Here is an 18,869-nt window from a genome sequence, read left to right as displayed (position 1 = left end):
CAAATAACAATTGAGGTTTAATTATTTCATGGCGGATGTGTATTTAGTTTACGCGCAAGAAAATCATGATACTGCTAGGCATTTGTATCAACTTCTTTCGCTTCGCTGGGATGTTTGGTGGGATGACCAAATTGTTGGCCGTTATAATTCTGAGATAAAAAAGAATATAGCTGAAACAAAATGCATTATTGCCCTCTTTTCTTCATTTGCAGATAAGCCAACAGTTACAGAAGAATTAAAAATGGGGGAAACATTCACTCAGAACATCATTCCTCTAACTCTTGATAACAGCGCTCCTCCATACCCTTTTGGAGCCTATAGCAGCATTGACTTTCGTACATGGCAAGGTGAACATGACCACCCTGGGTTTCAACAATTACAACGAAGGATTGGTAGTGTTGTTGCCCCAAAAGGAACACCATCCAGACCAGAACAGATTGCAGATAAGAAGGTCCCACTTCCTAGTATTTTTATGTCCGTGTCATCACATGAGACTCAATTTAGCCCAGTAGATGCACTTACCGCCTTAAAAATTCACAAAACTCCTGCAATCTTGGTATCAGCATATGACCTGATAAAATCAAAAAATCGAAAAAAGATGATTTCTCAGATCAAGAGTTATCGTAAGCAAGGTGGCTTTGTCCTCATAGACTCTGGGCATTATGAAGCATTTAGGTTAAATGATAAAGATTGGAAAGATTCTAATCTGAAACAGGCATTATTCGAAACACCACACGATTGGGCATTTTGTTTTGATAGAATAAAACCAAACAGCAACCCCGATAGAGTCGTTAGAGAAATTATAAATGCAGTAGAGCGGAATTCAAAATTTACCACTGCACCTGTCTTACCCATTGTCCATGTAAAACCAAATGATGAAGGCATAAAAAACCTACCCCAGATTGTGCGTAGAGTATCCGAATACTTGCTTCCCCCCGTAATTGCCATCCCTGAAAGAGAACTAGGAGCTGGTTTAGCAAATCGAGTAAAAACAGTCAAGGCAATAAGAGCTGAATTGAATAAACTATCTTATTATCAACCGATCCATTTGTTAGGAACAGGTCATCCTTGGAGTATCGCCATACTTGCAGCAGCAGGTGCGGATACCTTCGACGGTCTGGAATGGTGCCGTTTTTCTGTTGATCCTGATAAAGAGCGCCTGACCTGCTCCCCGTTGATTAGTATACCCCGATGTTAGTAATGTCTTCATAAGCCACATGAGGACATCCCCATGAAGAAGCGTTTTTCCGACGAACAGATCATCAGTATTCTCCGCGAAGCCGAAGCTGGGGTACCCGCCCGTGAACTCTGCCGCAAGCATGCCATTTCCGATGCCACGTTTTACACCTGGCGTAAGAAGTATGGCGGTATGGAGGTGCCTGAAGTTAAGCGCCTGAAGTCGCTTGAGGAAGAGAACGCCAGACTCAAGAAGCTGCTTGCCGAAGCCATGCTGGATAAAGAGGCGCTTCAGGTGGCTCTTGGGCGAAAGTACTGACGACAGACCAGAAGCGGGAAGCCGTGATGTTGATGTGTGATGCGACCGGTCTGTCGCAACGTCGTGCCTGCAGGCTTACAGGTTTATCCCTGTCGACCTGCCGCTATGAGGCTCACCGTCCGGCTGCTGATGCGCATTTATCAGGGCGCATCACTGAGCTGGCACTGGAGCGCAGGCGTTTTGGCTACCGTCGTATTTGGCAGTTGCTGCGCCGTGAAGGGCTTCATGTTAATCATAAGCGCGTGTACCGGCTTTATCACCTCAGTGGCCTGGGCGTAAAACGCAGAAGACGTCGTAAAGGGCTGGCAACAGAACGTCTGCCGCTGCTCCGTCCGGCGGCGCCCAATCTGACCTGGTCGATGGATTTCGTCATGGACGCACTTTCCACCGGTCGCAGGATCAAGTGTCTTACCTGCGTCGATGATTTCACAAAGGAATGCCTGACGGTCACTGTTGCCTTTGGGATTTCAGGCGTTCAGGTCTCGCGTATTCTGGACAGCATTGCACTGTTTCGAGGCTATCCGGCGACGATAAGAACTGACCAGGGGCCGGAGTTCACTTGCCGTGCACTGGATCAATGGGCCTTTGAGCATGGTGTTGAGTTGCGCTTAATCCAGCCGGGCAAGCCAACGCAGAACGGATTTATTGAGAGCTTTAACGGACGATTTCGCGATGAATGCCTGAATGAGCACTGGTTCAGCGATATCGTTCACGCAAGGAAAATCATTAATGACTGGCGGCAGGATTATAACGAGTGTCGTCCACATTCAGCACTGAATTATCAGACGCCATCAGAGTTTGCAGCACGGTGGCGAAATGGAAAATGTGAAGGTAAACAAACCGACCTTACTAACTGACGGTTGTATCTAATCCTGGGGGCAGGTCACGCCTTCACCATTTCCAACATTTCGATTTTTTCAAAGGTAAGAGCAGCCTATCTTCTACATTCCTTGATATAGTGAATGCTGATACGCAAATAGAGTATGCAGCTCGAGTTGCATTTCATAATCTTGAATATTATCAGCTGCTTGGAGATTTAATGCGTAAAATGTTCCTAACAGGCAGTGAAGAAGCGTTTGTACTAGGAGTCACGGGAATGAAAAGTAATGAAATAAGAACAATTTTTCCGGGGATTTTTTCGTGATGTATCCTCCAGAAATCTTGACCAAGGCCGTTGCTGCTGTCTGCCCGGATATCCAGGCCCGGATAGAAAACGAGTCTGTCTCGGATGAGCGTCACCTTTGGTGGGAATTGTCATGTTGCATCTTGAGTAGCCAGGTGCCTTACTCTCTGGCAATTGCAGCAGCAGATGCAATCGATGAATCTGGCTGCTTGTATTCTAAAGATCAACATTCAACCAGTGTAGAAGATCGCATCTACCACCTTCTCAGCAGACCGCTTAGCGTTGAAGGAAAGCTACGCGCTTACCGTTTCCCCAAAGCACGATCATATCAAATTGCTACAACTCATGCTGCTGTCTTTGAGGCAGAAAGGTCTCTCAATTCATTAATGAGGAAATTTAGTCACGCAGAAGAAGCCCGCACATGGCTAGTTGCGCACGCATCTGGCATTGGCCCTAAGCAAGCAAGTATGTTTCTACGCAATTGTGGTTTCACATACGACATGGCTATATTAGATCGCCATGTACTCAATTACATGTCTACCTTAGGGATATATTCAGGAAGCCAGTCATCGGTTACTGGATTAGTTAAATATGGCAAACTTGAGAATACACTTCGCGATCATGCTTCAGAAATGGATTGTCCAGTGGGGCTACTTGACTGGGCTATTTGGATCGTCATGCGTGTAGCGAACAAAGATCAGGAGGCATTTTGACATGAGTATCGTTGCACTTGTTTCTGGAGGGCTGGATTCAACACTGGTTGTCAAACTAGCCCAAGAAGAAGGTATTACAATTCACCCGCTTTTTATCGACTACGGACAACGAGCCAGAATACGTGAATTAGAATCGTGTAAAAATTCGATGAAGAAATTAGGTTTACCCGAACCTAAAATTGCTGAACTTTCAGGATTTGGAAAACTGATTCGTTCTGGCCTCACAGATCCAGCGCAGAACATAATTGAAAATGCTTTCACGCCGGGTCGGAATATGCTTTTTATTCTTATAGCTGCTGCATATGCTCATCAAGTTGGAGCCGATGCTATTTCTATCGGACTTCTTCACGAAAAAACCAGCTTATTCCCAGATCAAACGGCTGAATTTCTAAAAGAAGCAGAGCAGATGATCACTCTATGTATGGGAAGAACAATTAAGGTATTAGCCCCTCTATCAATCTTTACCAAAGCCGATGTAGTGATTTTGGCTACCGAAAAAGGGATTACTGGAACCTATTCATGTCACGAAGGCAATGAAAAGGCTTGCGGAAAATGTATTGCTTGTAACGAATTTAAGTTTAAGGAGCATAATAATGGGCGGTAGTAGCAGTGGAAGTTGGAGCCGATTAGGTGATGTCCGGGCGCTTGAAGAAAAAGCTAAAGCCGCTCTTCAGAGTGGAAAACGTAATGTTTTCATCAGTTTCGCAACCGAAGATATGGATGAGGTTAATCTACTAAGAGCCCAAGCGAAGAATGAAAAAAATGATATTGAATTCAATGATCATTCAGTCAGAGAGCCTTATGATAGCGAACAGGCAGAGTATATTAAACGGAAAATCTCTGAACGTATTGCTCGTACCTCAGTTACCGTTGTCTACCTATCTGAAAATACAGCACAAAGCAAATGGGTGACGTGGGAGGTAGCAAGAAGTCTCGAGTTAGGTAAGAAAGTTATCGCAGTTCATGCAGGAGCTAAATTCTCCGGTACAACGCCATCATGGTTAAAGGACGGGAAAATTCAAACTGTATCTTGGTCTAATCTTTCAGATACTCTTCGTTGATTATAATATTAAGGAACTTATAATGGCACGTAACTATAACGTATTCATTAGCCATTCATGGAGTCATCATAGCGACCTTGAAGCATTACGTAACTTGATCAACTTACGCGCTTATTTTCATGCTAGTTATAGTGAAGTATCAAGAGACGAACCAATTAATTCATTGAATGCAACTTATATCAAAACACGATTGAGAGAAAAATTACAATCATCTGACGTCATTATAGCCTTAGCAGGAATCTATGCTTCTCACAGTGAATGGATGGAATGGGAACTAGACACAGCCCAAGCATTAGGTAAAAGAATAATTGGATTAGTCCCAAGAGGTAACGAAAGAATATCAACTATGGTTTCTAGTCGAGCGTCCACCATAATCCGCTGGAACACTGAAAGTATAATAACAGCAATAAGAACCTATGCTGTATAAAGATGGCCCCTGTCTAAATACAGGGGTTTTATTTATCTTCTTGCTAACCACTGAGTATGCTCTCTAGAAAAAGCTTTCTCAGCATCATTGACAAACTCCAAAAAATCGGCCTCAGACGCAACATAATTAAACTGCTCTTTTATATCACCAATTTCATGGGCTGTTAAAAAGTAAGATACAGCCAATTCATTATATTTTTTAATTTGAGACCAGCCAATAATAGATGCCGCTAATGTTGTTACAGGATCAACGGGAAAATCAGGAATTCCTTCAATATTCATTGCATTTAATATCACAATAATTACAGAAATTCCATATATACTTCCAATTAGACATGTCCATCTTCGACTAATCTTCTTATTATAAGTGGCTTTTCTTAAATACCACTCTCTTTGTTCGACTATCCGATTATCATAGTAATATTGCTTGCGCTCATCGTAAGAGTGTGTTCTAAGCATATGCATATCTATTGTTATTTTATCTTTTTTAGCATACTTTTCATCAATTTCATCTGAAATGTAATTATTATCGCTAACCAACTCTCCGACTGTAGCAATAAATTTATCGACTGATTCCTTCTCTCCAGAGTTAAAAGGTGGGGTTTTCATACAATAACGCCAACTTATTGTTTTGATAGATTCTGCCAGCGCCCGATATTTGTACCACTTTTGCTCATGTTTGATATGGTTCCTATATAGCATTATTATTAAAAGCATACAAAAAATTACTGCATAAGTTACTTCAATAATATGGTCTTTTTTTAATAAACCAACAACAGACACTAGTAGTAACAAAAAATACTCAACAAGCAATAATCTAAAAAAGCAGGCTTGGTATTTTGAAGACTTTTCGTCTGAAAAATCATAAAGACCTGGATAATCCATACTAATCTCCTGATATTAAATGCTTTTCTATAATACACCTTTCAAGAAACTCTTTCCAATAGAGTATGGAATTTTATCGTGTGATAAAAACCTCACTTAGCGGTTTCTAAGACCATCATGTGGATGTACTAGCGAACTAATTCCCCTCCATTGCTTACGGAATTCATCAACCTTAAATTAATATGGTCTTACGCAATGCAATGTTTGGTTTTTCTTCCGAATAGGACAATAAATCCTAATCTGACGCAGTCAATCCCAATCAGCCTTTAAAAATCTCTCCGCACAATCGCAACTCCGGCGGCTTTGCAGGTGTAATAACCCCAATCCTGACTGGTAAAGAACCCTCTTTTTGGCATTGTTTCTTGAGCAGCTGCCAGTTTTCGGTTTCAAACTCCATGTGGGTAATCAGGGAATCAAAAGCCCCCTCAGCAACTTCTACTTTTAGCGGTTTCTCTTCTTCACTGCCGGTAAGATCAGATTCAGGCTCCTTCGGCGCCTCGTTTTGCAGTCCATCAAGACTGTTTTTTAACCCGTCAAAGCAGTTTGTCGCAGCACTTGGGGTATGGAAAAACAAACCACTAATAAAGATCGCTTCCATTACTTCATAGAAGGAAAAAGAGGTATCCCCATACACAAAACGACCACGATCGGTACTACTTACCCCAGAGGCACTTTCTCTTAGCAACTCATCCTTCTGCAAGGTCATCAGCGTTTGCTTGTTGTAGAGGATCACTGGCAGGTTTTTAATTTCGTGGACATTTTCGCTAAGGCTCCAGTGTTCCTTATCACCTTTGATAAAACCAGAAGCATCGCAGCTACTTTCAATATCAAATTCTTCAGTAGGGATCCGATCACGATTGAACCAGGCTGTAAAATCCTCACCGTCTCCCATATCCTGATGCTGATATGCGCGGTAAACAGAGCTGCGGCGATCAATGCCAATCCACTCAAGATCCCATGTGGTCGGTTTAGATGGTTTTCTTACTTCGACAATATAGGCCCCAACATCCCGATCCAAGTAAGCGGTTAGCAATTCCTTCCACGGCTCAATCGCAAAAAAGATATTCGCCAGCGTTGTTCCTTCTTCGATCACCACTGTATGACGAAAGAACCTGAGAAGAAAAAAGGGATCGGTATCTGAAATGGCTTTCTGTATTGAGAGTAACGGAAGGGCCGTCGTTTCATCATAGTCAGAACGAAAGCGTAGTATTGAGTCCGAGCAGAAAATTAGTTTACCTTCCATCATTTATCTGGCTCCTGATGTTATGTAGTAATCCTTGGCGATCTACCGCACAGCTTTTTTGCGCTTTATCTGGTTTGAAGAAAAGCATAGATGAGGTGGTGTACAAGCCATAGTACTCGACTTGTGTACAGAAAGAAAAAACCAGAAAAAATAGGTGGTCATTCTGGTGGTCTTGACAACCCCAATTTTTAGGTTTAGCTTACCAATCAGCCAGTTAATGGCAAAGGCGATCCCAGTCAGAGGAGCCATATTTAAGAAGCCTGCTTAGGAAACTAAGCAGGCTTTTTGCTTTCAGACTTACTTATGAATACTGATATAATCAGGTTTCAAGAAGTTAGCATGAAAAATCTTCCTGATTTTCATGAGCTGCAGCCACCCAGCCTCCTGCCAACCCAGCTGGGTGCACGCCTTCAGTATCTCAACTATCGCGTAATCAAAAAGAATCCCGAATTGTGCCAAATGAGTATCCGTATTCATCCAGCCGCAGATAATGTGGCGCACGAGATTACCTGAGTTCCCCACTTAAACCCGGTAGTCGTTTTGCTAATGGATTACGCCCTCTCCCGCTAGCTCCTCTTATGCATTCCACTAATAAATAGAATTATCAACATCAATAACACACAGATATCATTACTCACGAATCGATCGATAAATGCTATTTTGTTAAGAATTCACAATGATTACATCTATATGGGTAGCAATGAAGATATACCGTGGTACGGTCGTCGTTTTTTCAAAATTGACATCCTCGGTAATGTCATTTTTGAATTCGACATGAGTGATTCTGATGGTGCACCTCAATACCCTGGAGAGGGTTACCGTGCAAGATTATTTGCCGAAACAGAACTGTCTGCATTAATCACTACAGCCTCAATTACTGTAAATTAATAAAGAGATGTATTTTTAAAAAGCACGAGTAATCGATTAAATTACATATATTTCAAGGGTTCATGTACCTACATGAACCCTTTATGATATCAATCAAAAAAGGAGGTCATAACATCATGACAGGGAAGATTTACCCGAGACTCATCATCAGGAGCCGCTATTAAAGTTTACCGTTATATTCATGCGCGAGGGAAATTAGTATTTGCGTTACGCTTCCTGCGGATAATTGGGTACTGCGAGTAAAATTAGTTTGTTTGTATAGCCAGCGAATATAGCGCCGACTGGCCGTTAAAGAAATTGTCCTGGCATTGTTGCCATCCCCGCCGGTTAATGGGCAAACCATCTTACGGTTTTTTTCCTGTATCCAAAGCGACCACTGACTTTGCCACCAGCCATGCCGCGTTTTGCCCTGAAAATACCAGGGAGTATTTGTATCACTGTCACTTATATCCTCCTCTATAAACCAAAGCTCAGCTTGTTGTTGGCGAAACAGTTCTGCCCAAACAGTAATAACCGCTCCGCGAAGAAAACATTCGTGAGAAATAACATGTGTCTTTATCTCAGGAAAGAGGGTCTTCAACAGCCGAAAATGCCCATGAGCTGATATAACCGGACGCAGAATAGAACCATTGGCGTTACGTTTGAGTACCGCACTTCCATACTGAATCTCATCGAACTGACTGCGTTGTAAAAACTGCATCTCACGCATATCAACGTGTTTTACGATATCACTGCGATCCAAATCAGGCTCGATATTGCCTCTCCAGAGATAACGTAAGGTTTCCCCGACCGGGTGCTGAGTAAAATTAGTAGATAGATGAAGAATATTACCTCGGATAGCATCGAAACTGAGCAGGACATAGAGTTTCTGATCTGCTTCCGCCCCCTGGAACGGTACAATTAAAGGAACCGTTTCAATCCGTTCTGGTGATATTACTTCTCTTGGTAATTGCCGCTTAGGTGTCCAGACTTTTTTGCAGGCGCAGCACTGAACGCGCTGTGTTCTTTGCGGATTATAACCATAACAAATAGTTTTCTTGCCATAACATACGGGACAAAAATGGCCACTTTCAGAGGCGTATGCGCTTAAGTAAACAGTCACCCATTCATTAAATTGTTGTGCTTCAAATAGTGGGGGATAACTCCCACATGCCCGACAGTGCAATGCCGGATAACCCAACCTATAGTTCGGCCAGCTGTAATCTTCAGATGTAGCTAACCCTAAATTGCGACACCCAAACGTCTTGCAGGTATTAATTGTAAATAAAGTCGACATGAGCCACCAACGATTTCCAAAGGTCGCTGATTTTGAACTATAACCTCGATTTGATTGTGTGAACAGACGCACATATCAATGTCTTTCGGAATGTAAAATACCCCGAATAAATGTGAATAGAGGAACAGTTTATGAAATTAAAAGTGATTGCTGCGGGTATTTTGTTGACATTACCATTCTGGGCCTGTGCCAAGGATGTCACCATTATTTATACCAACGATCTCCATGCACATGTGGAACCTTATAAAGTGCCGTGGATTGCTGATGGTAAGCGTGATATCGGCGGCTGGGCGAATATCACCACTTTGGTAAAAAAAGAGAAAAGCAAAAACAAAGCCACATGGTTTTTTGATGCAGGTGACTATTTTACCGGTCCTTATATCAGCAGCTTAACGAAGGGCAAGGCGATCATTGATATTATGAATACCATGCCATTTGATGCTGTCACCATGGGCAATCATGAATTTGATGATGGCTGGGATAATACGTTACTCCAGCTAAGCCAGGCGAACTTCCCTATTGTGCAGGGCAATATTTTTTATCAGAACAGTGATAAAGCGTTTTGGGATAAGCCATATACCATTATTGAAAAAGATGGCGTGAAAATTGGCGTTATAGGTTTGCACGGCGTATTTGCCTTCAATGATACCGTTTCTGCTGCAATGCGCGAAGGCATTGAAGCACGGGATGAGATTAAATGGTTACAGCGTTATATTGATGAACTTAAGGATAAAGTGGATTTGACCGTATTACTGGTTCATGAAGGCACGCCTGCCCGTCAGTCCAGTATAGGAAGTACCGATGTACGTCGTGCGCTGGATAAGGATATTCAGACGGCAAGCCAGGTGAAAGGTCTGGATATTCTGATTACCGGACATGCGCATGTCGGTACGCCGGAACCCATTAAAGTAGGCAATACGCTGATCCTCTCGACAGACAGCGGTGGTATCGATGTAGGGAAACTGGTACTGGACTACAAAGATAAGCCACACAGCTTCACGATGAAAAATTTCGAACTTAAAACCATTTACGCAGATGAGTGGAAGCCCGATCCGCAAACAAAGCAGGTGATTGACCGCTGGAATAAAAAACTTGACGAAGTGGTAGGACAGACGGTGGCGCAGTCCCCGGTTGAATTAACACGTGCATATGGTGAATCAGCTTCGCTGGGCAACCTGGCTGCGGATGCTTTGCTGGCCGCTGCGGGTAAAAACGCACAGTTGGCCTTAACCAACTCTGGCGGTATCCGCAGTGAGATCCCGTCTGGCGCGATTACGATGGGCGGTGTCATTAGTACATTCCCATTCCCTAACGAACTGGTCACGATGGATCTTACCGGTAAACAATTACGTAGTCTGATGGAACATGGCGCAAGTTTAAGTAATGGCGTGTTGCAGGTCTCAAAAGGCCTGGAAATGAAATACGACAGCAGTAAACCCGTAGGGCAGCGGGTCCTGGAACTTACACTTAATGGTAAGGCAATTGAAGATGCGACGGTTTATCACATTGCTACCCAAAACTTCCTTGCTGATGGTGGTGACGGCTTCACCACATTTACCGAGGGTAAAGCGCGTAACACAACAGGTGGGTATTACGTTTACAACGCAGTGATCGATTACTTTAAAGCAGGTAACACCATCACCGATGAACAACTTAACGGTATGCGCGTTGCTGACGTGAAAAAATAAATATTATTGCCTTAATAATTTCTAATCGGTGTCATTAGTTGAAAATATTCGGCTTTATTGGCTATTTCTTATCTTTAAAGTCGAATATGGAAGCATTACTGAAAAGTAATAAAAACATGCAAACATCTGCATGAGATCTTGATTGAAATATAATAATTACTCATAAAGCTGAAAGGGTTTGGCTATGAAGATAAGAACAAAGCTTAATTTTATTACATTGTGCCTGTCCGCAACGTTAGCCGCATCAGTTAACGCAAAGGATGTGACGATCTATTACACTAACGATTTACATGCTCATGTATCTCCAGGAAAAATTCCGGCTGTCGATAAAGAACGTCTGGTAGGAGGTTTTGCGAATATAGCAACCATCGTTAATGATGCGAAGAAAAGAAACAAAGATGTATTTTTCTTCGACGCCGGAGATTATTTCACCGGTCCCTATATAAGCACCTTGACAAAAGGTGAAGCAATTATCGACATCATGAATACCATGCCGTTTGATGCTGTATCCGTGGGGAACCACGAATTTGACCATGGCGTTGATAATATGGTTAAGCAGTTATCAAAAGCAAAATTTCCTGTTTTGCTGGGTAACGTTTTTTATACTAACAGTGACAAACCCGTCTGGAACAAACCCTGGACGATTATCGAAAAAGATGGCATAAAAATTGGCGTAATTGGTATACATCAAAAATTTGCGTTTTATGACACCGTTGCCGCTAAGGCTTATGCGGGTTCAGAGGCCCGTGATGAAGCACCTTATATTCAAAAAGGGCTTGATGCATTAAAAGGTAAAGTAGATATCACTGTGCTGCTTATCCATGAAGGTACGCCAGCGCGTCAATCAAGTTATGGCAATAAAGACGTGGCCAGAATGTTGCAAGCCGATATTGATACCGCAAAGAAATTTGAGGGTATTGATGTGTTAATTACAGGACATGCTCATGTGGGCACACCTGAGCCAATTAAAGTCAATGACACGCTCATTGTTTCCACAGATGCGTATGGTACTGATATCGGTAAATTAGTATTGGATTTTAACCCGCAGACTAAAAAAATTGACGGCTATGACGGTAAATTAATCACTGTATTTGCAGACGAATATAAACCAGACCCTATAGTTCAAGCCAAGATTGATGAATGGAATGCTAAGCTGAAAAATATCACCGATCAAATCATTGGGTCAACAACCGCCCCCTTCACCCGCTCTTATGGTAAATCATCACCTGTTGGTAATTTAGTTATTGACGCCATGATGGCCAAGGCGCCGGACGCTGTCGTGGGATTACAGAATAGTGGAGGATTACGTGCTGATTTACCACAAGGAAATTTACGATATGGTGATGTAATTACTACCTTCCCATTTAATAACGAACTTGTTGAAATGGATCTCACCGGTAAGGATCTTATCAATTTAATGATCCACGCAACTAATCTTACTAATGGGGTTTTGCAAGTTTCAAAAAGCATTCATGTTGAGTATGACAGTAAAAAACCTTTGGGTGAGCGAATCATAAGTTTCACTATTAATAATAAACCTGTGGATCCAACCAAAACATATCGGGTTGTTACACACTCATTTTGCGCGACGGGTGGAGATGGATTCGAAGCGTTCTTAAAAGGAACCAATATCAAAACTATCAATAGTACTACCTCTGCTGAGTCAATCATTGATTATGTCAAGACTCATAATCCTTTGAAACCCGATCTTGAAATGAGAGTAGTCGATGTAAGCACGGCAAAATAGGTTCACGAATATATTTTCCATTACATGAACCATCTTTATTAACAAATCTCTGCGGAAGGTACCCCTACGTATGCAAAAAATAACACAAATATTATCCGGCGCATTTATGCTTTTCCCTACGCTAACAATGGCAGCCTCAGCGAATAATGAATACGTATCAGACTGGTGGCATCAAAGTATTAATATAGTTGGGAGCAACTCCACTCGTTTTGGGCCACTAAAAAGAGCCGACTTATATCCCGAGTATCGTGCATGGGCACATGTGGATTGGTTTGATTTCTATGGCTATGCTGACTTACCTAAGTTTTTTGGTATAGGCAATGATAATGATATCGGCATTTGGGACAACGGTTCTCCGTTTTTCATGGAGATAGAACCGCGCTTTAGCATCGACAAACTAACAGGGGTCGACCTAAGCTTTGGTCCATTTAAAGAATGGTATTTTGCCCACAACTATATCTATGATGCAGGAACCAATGCAGGACAACGTCAGAGCACATGGTATATGGGGATAGGGACAGATATTGAAACGGGACTACCGATGACGTTATCTGCAAATATCTATGCCAAATATCAAGGAAACAATTACAATGCAGCCAACGAAAACGAATGGGATGGTTATCGCTTTAAAGTAAAATATGTCATTCCTATCACCACATTATTTGGTGGAAACCTAAATTACGTCGGTTTTACCAACTTTGACTTTGGTTCAGACCTAAAAGAAAAATCAGGTGGCGAGCAGCAATTTTACTCCCGAACAGATAGCTCAATAGTTGCAACAAATGTACTCAGTCTGGTTTATCCTCACTGGAACTTTGGCGCCACCCTGCGTTATTTCTATCATGGTGGACAATTTGAAGAAGGTAGTAAAACATTTAACAGCGACGGAGACATCACCTCTATAGACTCAACGGGGTGGGCATACTATTTAACTGTTGGTTACGCTTTTTAAACAATCTGCAAGGAATTAGCTATGAAGGTAAAAACGATTACAGCAGGTATTCTGTTGACATTGCCATTCTGGGCCTGCGCCAAAGATGTCACCATTTTTTATACCAATGATCTCCATGCTCATGTTGATACTTATAAAGTCCCCTATGTAGCAGACGGTAAACGTGAAATTGGTGGATTCGCTAATATAAGCACTTTAGTCAAGCAGGAAAAATCCAAAAATAAAGCCACATTTTATTTTGACGCAGGTGACTATTTTACCGGTCCGTATATCAGCAGCCTGACTAAGGGTCAGGCCATCATTGACATCATGAATACTATGCCCTTTGATGCAGTATCAATAGGTAATCATGAATTCGACCATGGCTGGGATAATCTCTTGCGGCAGTTGAGCAAAGCTAACTTCCCTGTTCTGTTGGGGAATGTTTTCCACAAAGACAGCGAGATACCATTCTGGAACAAACCGTATACCATCCTGGAAAAGGATGGCGTAAAAATTGGCGTTATTGGGCTGCACGGTGTGTATGCATTCAATGACACCATTTCAGAACTCTCGATCCAGGGGCTCGATAATGATAAAAGTAACCGCTTTGATAAATCAGCCGCAGCCCTCAAGAACCAGGGAATCGAAGCTCGCGATGAGGTGAAATATCTGCAGCATTATCTGGATGAGTTGCGGGGTAAAGTTGACGTCACCGTTGCGCTCGTTCACGAAGGCGTTCCGGCTCGTCAGTCCAGTATCGGTAGTACGGACGTTAGACGTGCACTGGATAAAGATATTCAAACTGCTAGTCAGGTTAATGGGCTTGATATTCTCATCACCGGACACGCTCATGTTGGAACACCGGAACCTATCAAAGTGGGGAATACGCTAATCCTTTCTACTGACAGTGGTGGTATCGATGTAGGTAAATTGATACTTGATGTTGAACCAGGGGCGAATACAAAAAAAGTAAAAAGCTTCGAGCTGAAAACAATTTTTGCTGATGAGTGGAAACCTGATCCAACAACACAAAAAGTTATCGATGGCTGGAATAAAAAACTCGCGGATATTGTGCGTCAGCCAGTCGGTGAATCCCCGATCATGTTAACCCGTGCCTATGGCGAATCATCGCAACTAGGCAACTTATTTACAGATGCAATGCTCGTCGCTGCACCGGATGCACAGATCGCACTGATTAACTCCGGTAGTTTACGTGCTGATCTCAACGCAGGTCCCATTACCTTTGGTGACATTACCAGTACTTTCCCCTTTAAGAATGAGCTTACTGAGATGGATCTTAGCGGTAAGGAGCTGCGCAATCTCATGGAACATGGGGCATCTCTCACCAATGGCATACTGCAAATGTCAAAAGGTGCTGAAGTGCGTTACATGCCGCAGAATCCGCTCGGGCAGCGCATAGTATCGTTCACAATCAATGGCAAAGCGATTGAAGATACGCAGACTTACCATGTTGCGACCACGACCTTCCTTGCTTTGGGAGGCGATGGTTTTCTGGCATTTAAAGAAGGGAAAAATGTACAAGTCCGCGCCGGGAATAATATGTCTGATGTCGTGATTGATTATCTTAAATCGGGACACAAAATCGTTCCCCAGGAAGTTAACGAAATGCGTGTTGAAGTGAGTAAAAAATAATTAACCCCAGGTGACGCTGTTTATTATATAGATAGCATCACCTGTTCTTCACATATTACAAAGCAAATAACATAATAATTTTATGAGGGTAATCGATAATGAAAAGTTGCCATGTGATGATGAAAATTTCAAGTCCATTATGTCATTTACATTGTAAGAGTTGCTTTTGCATCAATAACACGGAACATTCCCCAGAATGCAATACGCACTGTATGGACGATACGACACTTCAGCTATTTATTCGTCGAAAAATTGATACTGAGGAAGCGAGTGATGTGGTTTTTACCTGGCAGGACGGTGAATCAATGCCTGGCGGACTTCATTTCTTTGAACGCGTCATAGAGCTACAACAGCAATATGCGCAAAGTAAAAATATTATTAATATATTTCAAACCAACGGAATTCTTTTAGATGATGAATGGTGTGAGTTCTTCAAGAAAAACCAGTTTATGATTTGCATTTCAGTGGATAGCGATGTTGTATTACATGACAATGCCCGTGATATGATTTCTGGTAAATCAACAAACTATCAGGTTGAAAACGCTGCGAAATTATTGCAAAAATATGATATTGAATTTAGCACACTGACGGTCGTTAACACCGAAAATAGCCACCATCCGCTGCGCATCTACCATTATTTAAAAAATCTGGGTAGCCGCCATATGCAGTTTATTCCCTTATTTAGACCGCTTGTACAAGGCGGTGTGGATGCGCAAAGCCTTGGGCCAGCTGCACTGGGAATTTTTTTGAAAACGATTTTTTATACCTGGGTACGTCTGGATATCGGCACGATTAGAATCCCCATCTTTGAGCATGCGTTTGCTGCGTGGTGCGGATTATCTGTGCCAACATGTGTTTATGCTTCATGTAATGATAGCCCCTTAGCGCTGAAAATAAACGATGGTAATTATCATTGCGAACGCGTTGTTAATTCGAAATATTTTATGCGTGACTGCAATCAACCTATTGCAACCGCGATGCAGCAAAACTCGACGAATCAGAGCGTAGAACCATCCAAACCGACACTGGTAGAAGAATGTGCGAGTTGCAAAGTAGAATTCGCCTGCCACGGTGGTTGTGCAAAAGATCGCGTAGCACTTTCCCGATGCGGTGTTCCGCAACTTAATTATTTTTGTGAAAGTTATCAGGCTTTTTTTACTTATGTTGAACCCTATATGTTGATGATGAGGGCGTTATGGGAGCAAAACTATGCGCCTTCTGATATTCGTCAGTATTTAACCTGACAAGCCTCTCAGTACGGGCTGATGGATGAATTAGCTTCGCCTATAGCCTCTGAAATACTAAGTCTGTTCTTGAGTCTGGGATTTGGTTAGGTCCAGGGGTAGTCATATTGCAGATGCCAGGCGTAGCCGGAGTAATGAATTCTATACGTTTAACAATAGAGATATTCTTTCAGTGAAAAATGGCTTTAAGTTTATCTATGCGGATTCGGGCGGGCTGTATCTTGTTCGATATTGTCACGATCGACCATTCAGGAACTCAGGCTGGAGATACTGGGATAATCTGGCATTCTATACTCTGTTCATAGAACACTCACTTTTGCTCAATAAAAATTTGAATTTAATTATATAGTACAGACCCACTCATTCACTCAGTGAATAGATATTTAATATATAAATTATTCTCTCAATCAATTAGAAACCATCACCAAATATATTCAAATATAATTGCTAACAATCAAATAACGCGTTACATTAACTCATCCTATTTAAACCGCGGGCACTAACCGGATGAAATTTAGTATATCGAAAAACATCTTGCAAGTTTAAATTTGTCTATATTTGAAATTATTTTTAAAATCACGCTTCATACATTTATTACAACACTACGTCACAGCCTTATTTTAAAAATGGAAAATCTATGAACAACAGAAATCGCGTCAAGGATGATGTATTAATAAAATTAGTTAAACCCACGAAAGATATAGAGATTTTACTTCAAGCAATTGATCACCGTGGTAACACAATTAGTATCATTAAAAGACGACACATTAGCCTGACTCAAAACAATGAGCGGTATTGCGTAATTTTACTTAAGGGCAGCATATCTCTTTGTAGAGTCAGTGACGGAATGGTGCTCAACTCAGAAAATGCACCATTTATCTTTGGCGCTAACATTCAGTTATCCTATTCACGCCATCTTTATGCCAAAGCAAAAGAAACATCGACACTGCTGCTTATTCCACAGACTGAATTATACGAAATAGTCACAGATTAAACCTCTGGAAGTCATTTGCTGCGCTGCAAGATTATTCTGCTACTAAAGTCTACTCTCATTGTCTGGCAGTATCACAACTATCTTCCTATGAGATTATACGCATTCACCTTCTTGAGTTAATAGATGAGCCTGAGTCCATCAGGAACAATATTACCGCTGCCAATTATATCATGAATCACTCATTTCTCTCGCGCAGCAGGATAATGCGGCTCCTGGCAATACTCATAACCGAAGGCTACATCCATCTTTCACGTGGTATTTTAACAGAAGTCATCAGCCTTCCCGAACAGCTCAGTCTGTTATATTCCAAATCAAAAACTGAATGACAATCATACCGGAGCTCAGGTTAAACAATGCGTTAGAGTCTTGTTGAAGCGCGACATGTTACAGCCGAAAATCGCCATAACAAAACCGCACTTATAACCTGAGCCATTGGTTTATCAATTCATTAGATAGATATAACGTTATCCTTAAATTTGATAGTCAATCACGGAGTCATCTGGCTCCATCGCCTGACGCTTAATTTCATCGACGGATAACCCTGCGTTGCATAGCTCGATGAATCGCCAGACGTAGTTGCGCTGCAGTTGTCCGCGTTTAAGCCCTAGCCAAACGGTATTTGCATCAAACAAATGCCGGGTATCCAGACGGGTTAACGTCCCCTCTTCCTGCTCGCCGCTGGATTGCTCTGCCACCAGCCCAATCCCCAATCCCAGTGACACGTAAGTTTTAATCACATCCGAGTCCTGGGCGCTGAGAATAATATCAGGTATCAGCCCCTTGCGAGCAAACGCCTCATCAATACGGGAACGCCCTGTAATCCCCTGACGATAGGTAATTAACGGCCAGTGAGCGATGGACTCCAGCGTTAGCGGAGAAGCCTTCACTAATGGATGGTCCTGAGGAACAAGCAGGCTGTGGTGCCAACGAAACCAGGGAAAAGCCACCAACAATGGATCGCTGCTCAGCCGCTCACTGGCAATTCCGATATCTGCCCCGCCATTTTGTAGCAGGACATCAATCTCCTGTGGCGTGCCCTGAATAAGTTCCAGACGCACCTCAGGGAACAGCTCACGAAAGGCTTTTATCACCGCAGGCAAGCTATAGCGTGCCTGGGTATGCGTGGTGGCAATCGTCAGAACGCCGGACGTGTCATTGGTAAACAGATCCGCCAGTCGACGAACATTGCTGGCCTCATTCAGAATACGCTCGGCAATGATCAGCAAGGCTTTACCCGGTTCAGTCATGCCCAACAGGCGTTTGCCGCGACGGATAAAAATTTCGATGCCAAGTTCATCTTCAAGTTCACGAATGTGTCGGCTGACGCCCGACTGCGAGGTGTACAGTATATTCGCGACCTCCGTCAGGTTGTAATCCTGACGGGCCGCCTCGCGGATTATTTTGAGTTGCTGGAAATTCACGTTTCACTCCGGGCACATCAGACATTACGCTATTGTTAAAGTCTGATGCCCGGCATAACAAATAATAAAAACCTGCAT

General features: G+C 42.5%; 19 protein-coding genes. 15 read left to right on the top strand and 4 right to left on the bottom strand.

Annotation, left to right across the window (positions count from 1 at the left end):
- The first annotated feature begins 28 nt into the window (after positions 1-28).
- The 6 genes from G4551_RS09480 (at position 29) to G4551_RS09455 (ending at position 4,819) form a co-directional block, all read left to right on the top strand.
- Positions 29-1,198 (top strand): toll/interleukin-1 receptor domain-containing protein, encoded by a 1,170-nt coding sequence (locus G4551_RS09480; RefSeq protein ID WP_003842111.1) that lies wholly within the window; start codon positions 29-31, stop codon positions 1,196-1,198.
- A gap of 33 nt (positions 1,199-1,231) precedes the next feature.
- Positions 1,232-2,352 (top strand): IS3 family transposase gene (locus G4551_RS09475; RefSeq protein WP_088765928.1). Its coding sequence is split into 2 segments (ribosomal slippage): positions 1,232-1,490 and positions 1,490-2,352, totalling 1,122 coding nucleotides; the frame shifts between segments, so codons are not numbered across the junction.
- A gap of 286 nt (positions 2,353-2,638) precedes the next feature.
- A complete protein-coding gene (locus G4551_RS09470) occupies positions 2,639-3,331 on the top strand; it encodes an 8-oxoguanine DNA glycosylase (RefSeq protein ID WP_003836661.1) in 693 nt (230 codons plus the stop codon).
- A gap of 1 nt (position 3,332) precedes the next feature.
- Positions 3,333-3,935, top strand: coding sequence for a 7-cyano-7-deazaguanine synthase (locus tag G4551_RS09465; protein ID WP_003836662.1), 603 nt, complete (start codon positions 3,333-3,335; stop codon positions 3,933-3,935).
- Positions 3,925-4,392: a TIR domain-containing protein gene (locus tag G4551_RS09460; RefSeq protein ID WP_003836664.1), complete on the top strand. Its 468-nt coding sequence runs from the start codon at positions 3,925-3,927 to the stop codon at positions 4,390-4,392. The genes G4551_RS09465 and G4551_RS09460 overlap by 11 nt, the downstream gene beginning before the upstream one ends.
- Positions 4,393-4,414: 22 nt before the next feature.
- Positions 4,415-4,819, top strand: coding sequence for a TIR domain-containing protein (locus G4551_RS09455; RefSeq protein ID WP_003836665.1), 405 nt, complete (start codon positions 4,415-4,417; stop codon positions 4,817-4,819).
- A 32-nt stretch (positions 4,820-4,851) separates the two neighbouring features.
- On the opposite strand, the gene G4551_RS09450 is transcribed toward G4551_RS09455, so the two are convergent.
- Positions 4,852-5,703, bottom strand: coding sequence for a DUF4231 domain-containing protein (locus tag G4551_RS09450; protein ID WP_003836667.1), 852 nt, complete (start codon positions 5,701-5,703; stop codon positions 4,852-4,854).
- A gap of 259 nt (positions 5,704-5,962) precedes the next feature.
- The gene (locus G4551_RS09445; protein ID WP_032941199.1) at positions 5,963-6,946 is read right to left on the bottom strand and encodes a hypothetical protein; all 984 of its coding nucleotides are present in this window, start codon (positions 6,944-6,946) and stop codon (positions 5,963-5,965) included.
- 339 nt (positions 6,947-7,285) lie between these two features.
- Here G4551_RS09445 and G4551_RS09440 point away from each other — a divergent pair, with 339 nt between their 5' ends.
- Positions 7,286-7,459, top strand: a complete 174-nt coding sequence (locus tag G4551_RS09440; protein ID WP_155267875.1) for a hypothetical protein — start codon at positions 7,286-7,288, stop codon at positions 7,457-7,459.
- A gap of 177 nt (positions 7,460-7,636) precedes the next feature.
- Positions 7,637-7,834 carry a hypothetical protein gene (locus tag G4551_RS09435; protein ID WP_003836670.1) on the top strand — a complete coding sequence of 66 codons (198 nt, stop codon included), beginning with the start codon at positions 7,637-7,639 and terminating at the stop codon, positions 7,832-7,834.
- A gap of 160 nt (positions 7,835-7,994) precedes the next feature.
- Here the strand turns inward: G4551_RS09435 and G4551_RS09430 are convergent, their stop codons facing one another.
- A complete protein-coding gene (locus G4551_RS09430; RefSeq protein ID WP_032941188.1) occupies positions 7,995-9,110 on the bottom strand; it encodes a hypothetical protein in 1,116 nt (371 codons plus the stop codon).
- A 131-nt stretch (positions 9,111-9,241) separates the two neighbouring features.
- Between G4551_RS09430 and G4551_RS09425 the strand changes: the two genes are divergently transcribed.
- From G4551_RS09425 to G4551_RS23985, 7 genes are all read left to right on the top strand, one after another.
- Complete coding sequence (locus G4551_RS09425; protein ID WP_003836674.1) at positions 9,242-10,798, top strand: bifunctional metallophosphatase/5'-nucleotidase; 1,557 nt, start codon at positions 9,242-9,244, stop codon at positions 10,796-10,798.
- A 184-nt stretch (positions 10,799-10,982) separates the two neighbouring features.
- Positions 10,983-12,545, top strand: coding sequence for a bifunctional metallophosphatase/5'-nucleotidase (locus G4551_RS09420; RefSeq protein WP_003836676.1), 1,563 nt, complete (start codon positions 10,983-10,985; stop codon positions 12,543-12,545).
- 70 nt (positions 12,546-12,615) lie between these two features.
- The gene (locus G4551_RS09415; RefSeq protein ID WP_003836678.1) at positions 12,616-13,497 is read left to right on the top strand and encodes a nucleoside-specific channel-forming protein Tsx; all 882 of its coding nucleotides are present in this window, start codon (positions 12,616-12,618) and stop codon (positions 13,495-13,497) included.
- Positions 13,498-13,518: 21 nt separating this feature from the next.
- A complete protein-coding gene (locus G4551_RS09410; RefSeq protein ID WP_003836680.1) occupies positions 13,519-15,132 on the top strand; it encodes a bifunctional metallophosphatase/5'-nucleotidase in 1,614 nt (537 codons plus the stop codon).
- A 98-nt stretch (positions 15,133-15,230) separates the two neighbouring features.
- Entirely contained in the window at positions 15,231-16,376 is a 1,146-nt protein-coding gene (locus G4551_RS09405) for a radical SAM/SPASM domain-containing protein (protein WP_032941189.1), read from the top strand.
- Between the two features lie 637 nt (positions 16,377-17,013).
- Positions 17,014-17,370 carry a hypothetical protein gene (locus G4551_RS23825; RefSeq protein WP_003836685.1) on the top strand — a complete coding sequence of 119 codons (357 nt, stop codon included), beginning with the start codon at positions 17,014-17,016 and terminating at the stop codon, positions 17,368-17,370.
- Positions 17,346-17,696, top strand: a complete 351-nt coding sequence (locus G4551_RS23985) for a helix-turn-helix domain-containing protein (protein WP_318240443.1) — start codon at positions 17,346-17,348, stop codon at positions 17,694-17,696. Before G4551_RS23825 ends, G4551_RS23985 begins: the two co-directional genes overlap by 25 nt.
- 144 nt (positions 17,697-17,840) lie before the next feature.
- On the opposite strand, the gene cbl is transcribed toward G4551_RS23985, so the two are convergent.
- Positions 17,841-18,791, bottom strand: a complete 951-nt coding sequence (gene cbl, locus G4551_RS09395) for an HTH-type transcriptional regulator Cbl (protein WP_003836688.1) — start codon at positions 18,789-18,791, stop codon at positions 17,841-17,843.
- Positions 18,792-18,869 lie beyond the last annotated feature (78 nt).

The organism is Citrobacter freundii ATCC 8090 = MTCC 1658 = NBRC 12681 (assembly GCF_011064845.1).
Classification (GTDB): Bacteria; Pseudomonadota; Gammaproteobacteria; order Enterobacterales; family Enterobacteriaceae; genus Citrobacter; species Citrobacter freundii.
Note: the sequence above shows the minus strand (reverse complement) of the source record. Positions and strands in the feature narration are given on the sequence as shown.

Excerpts from the sequence above, each read along its gene's own strand:
- G4551_RS09425 (WP_003836674.1), top strand. The coding sequence starts at position 9,242 with ATGAAATTAAAAGTGATTGCTGCGGGTATTTTGTTGACATTACCATTC.
- G4551_RS09455 (WP_003836665.1), top strand. The coding sequence starts at position 4,415 with ATGGCACGTAACTATAACGTATTCATTAGCCATTCATGGAGTCATCAT.
- G4551_RS09470 (WP_003836661.1), top strand. The coding sequence starts at position 2,639 with ATGTATCCTCCAGAAATCTTGACCAAGGCCGTTGCTGCTGTCTGCCCG.
- G4551_RS09460 (WP_003836664.1), top strand. The coding sequence starts at position 3,925 with ATGGGCGGTAGTAGCAGTGGAAGTTGGAGCCGATTAGGTGATGTCCGG.
- G4551_RS09435 (WP_003836670.1), top strand. The coding sequence starts at position 7,637 with ATGGGTAGCAATGAAGATATACCGTGGTACGGTCGTCGTTTTTTCAAA.
- G4551_RS09420 (WP_003836676.1), top strand. The coding sequence starts at position 10,983 with ATGAAGATAAGAACAAAGCTTAATTTTATTACATTGTGCCTGTCCGCA.
- G4551_RS09430 (WP_032941188.1), bottom strand. The coding sequence starts at position 9,110 with ATGTCGACTTTATTTACAATTAATACCTGCAAGACGTTTGGGTGTCGC.
- G4551_RS09445 (WP_032941199.1), bottom strand. The coding sequence starts at position 6,946 with ATGGAAGGTAAACTAATTTTCTGCTCGGACTCAATACTACGCTTTCGT.
- G4551_RS09465 (WP_003836662.1), top strand. The coding sequence starts at position 3,333 with ATGAGTATCGTTGCACTTGTTTCTGGAGGGCTGGATTCAACACTGGTT.
- G4551_RS09440 (WP_155267875.1), top strand. The coding sequence starts at position 7,286 with ATGAAAAATCTTCCTGATTTTCATGAGCTGCAGCCACCCAGCCTCCTG.
- G4551_RS23825 (WP_003836685.1), top strand. The coding sequence starts at position 17,014 with ATGAACAACAGAAATCGCGTCAAGGATGATGTATTAATAAAATTAGTT.
- G4551_RS09410 (WP_003836680.1), top strand. The coding sequence starts at position 13,519 with ATGAAGGTAAAAACGATTACAGCAGGTATTCTGTTGACATTGCCATTC.
- G4551_RS09450 (WP_003836667.1), bottom strand. The coding sequence starts at position 5,703 with ATGGATTATCCAGGTCTTTATGATTTTTCAGACGAAAAGTCTTCAAAA.
- G4551_RS09405 (WP_032941189.1), top strand. The coding sequence starts at position 15,231 with ATGAAAAGTTGCCATGTGATGATGAAAATTTCAAGTCCATTATGTCAT.
- G4551_RS09415 (WP_003836678.1), top strand. The coding sequence starts at position 12,616 with ATGCAAAAAATAACACAAATATTATCCGGCGCATTTATGCTTTTCCCT.
- G4551_RS09480 (WP_003842111.1), top strand. The coding sequence starts at position 29 with ATGGCGGATGTGTATTTAGTTTACGCGCAAGAAAATCATGATACTGCT.